Below are 2144 nucleotides of genomic sequence, written 5' to 3' on the forward strand. Positions count from 1 at the left end.
GTCGCAGCAAGCTTGGACGTCATCTTCACCATCGTCTCGCGGAACTACGCCGCCCAGGCCGCGACGCTCATGCAGAGCCTCGCGAAGGCGGAGCCGTCGGTGCGCCGCGTGGTGATCGCCACCGACGGGCCGATCCCGCAGCTCGAGGCCTACGCCGAGGTGATGCGGGCCGAGACGCTGGACGCGCCCTTCGCCGCCATGACCGTCTATTACGACGCCCTCGAGCTCAACACGGCGGTCAAGCCCTTCGTCTTCCGCAAGCTGCTCGCCGAGGCGCAGAGCGTCACCTACCTCGATCCCGACATCTACGTCTTCCAGCCGCTCGACGTCGTGCGCCAGGCGTTGCAGCACGCCGAGCTGGCGCTGACGCCGCATGTCACCCGCCCGCTCGCCGGCGAGGCCCTGCCCAACGACCGGGCGATCCTGCAGTCGGGGGTGTGGAACCTGGGCTTCGCAGCCATGCGATCGACGCCGGCGACGCTGGCCCTCGTCGACTGGTGGGCCGGCAAGTGCCGCTTCGATTGCCGGGTGGACTTCGAGGCCGGCCTGTTCACCGACCAGCGCTGGATGGACCTCGCGCCCGGCCTGGTGGAGCGGTTCGCCCCCTTGCGCGATCCGGGCCTCAACCTCGCCTACTGGAATCTCGAGGGCCGCAGCCTGGCCAGGGGACCGGCCGGCTGGAGCGTCGACGCTCGGCCGCTGAGCTTCTTCCATTTCTCCGGCTTCGATCCCGCTCGGCCCGAGGTGCTCTCCAAGCACCAGGACCGCATCGCCGTCCAGGCCGGTTCGCCGCTCGCCGAGCTGCTCGGCGACTATGCGCAGGCCCTGCTGGCCAACGGCCACGCCCAGGCCAGCGCTGTCGACTATGGCCACGCCCGCTTCCCCTCCGGCCAGCCGGTCACCCGCGAGATGCGCCGCCGCGCGCTCGCCGCCGCGCGCGCCGGAGAGGATTTCAGCGCCGGCCTGACCGCGCTCACCGAGGGCCGCCTCGCCGCCGAGGGCGTTCGCCGCGCCGCGCACCCGGCGTTCCAGGCGCCGCAGGGCGACATCCTCGCCTGGCTGCGAGGCGCTGACGCCGGCGGCCGCCCGCACGCGCTGATCGCCCTCATGGCCGCCCGCGCCGACCTGCGCGACCGGTTCGGCCAGGACCCGCAGGGTCTGATCGCCTGGTGCCTGGGCGTCGAGGCGCCGGCCGGCCGCTTTGCGCCTGAGCTCTTGCCGCAGAGCGCGCTCAGCGACCCCGACCTGCCGCTGCGCGCCGCCCGCTTCGCCGCTCCGGAGGCGAGCCACCTGCAGCACCGCCTCTCCGCCGCCTTCGGCCTGGCCGCCCGCGGCCGCTGGCCCGCCAGCCTCACCGCGCCGCTGCGCGCGCCGCTGCTGGCGCAGGTCCCGGGCGTGCCGGCGCCCTTTCCGCGCCTGTTCCAGGAGATCTGGCAGAGCCGCACCGACCTGCAGCGGCAGTTCCCCTTGCGCACCCTCTTCCAGCGCTTCCGCTACCTGCGCTGGTTGGTTGGCGGCGGCCTGGCGGCCTACGACGCGCCGCTGGAGCTGCTGCCCGGCCATCCGCTGCTCGCGCTCGCGCGCCGCAGCGTCGGCGCCGCCCCCGCCCCGGTTCCGCACCGCGCCTCCGCCGGCGAGCTGTGGGTCATCGAGGACCCGGAGGAGGCGCTGGAGGCCGCCGCCGACCGACTGGTCTATGTGGCGGCCACCGGAGCCTTCATCGGTCCCGCCGGCCCCGCCGAACCGCCCGGCCACGTCGCCGTCGTGCGCGTCCTCACGCAGTCGGAATTCCTCCCGGCCGACACCATGGCGCTCCACACGCGCGGCGTCCGCTGGGACAGGATCGAGAGCCCATGAGCCCGCTCCTGGCGGCGCGCGCCGCTTGGCGCCGCCTGGTCCCGGAGACGCTGCGCCGGGCCGCCGGGCCCGCCCTGAACCGGGTGCTGCAGGCCTATGTCCGCGCCGGCGCCCATGGACCCCACGGCGCCGAGACCTCCGAGGGCCCGATCAAGGTCGTCGGCTACTTCTCCGGCAGCCACGGCATCGCCGCCTCGGCGCGACTGGGCGCGCGCGCCTTCGAGGCGCTGGGCGTGCCGGTCGAGCGCATCGACGCCAGTCACGCCAGGCTCACCTGGACCCCGCGC

General features: G+C 74.6%; 2 protein-coding genes. Both read left to right on the forward strand.

The window, feature by feature from the left end; genetic code table 11:
- On the forward strand, window positions 1–1857 hold a 1857-nt coding region (locus VGT80_RS10120; protein ID WP_327455374.1), incomplete at its 5' end, for a hypothetical protein.
- Window positions 1854–2144, forward strand: a 291-nt coding sequence (locus VGT80_RS10125) for a hypothetical protein (protein ID WP_327455376.1), incomplete at its 3' end; no start/stop codon positions are given. The genes VGT80_RS10120 and VGT80_RS10125, both read left to right, overlap by 4 nt.

The sequence above is a fragment of the Phenylobacterium sp. genome (assembly GCF_035944335.1).
In the GTDB taxonomy this organism is placed as follows: domain Bacteria; phylum Pseudomonadota; class Alphaproteobacteria; order Caulobacterales; family Caulobacteraceae; genus Phenylobacterium.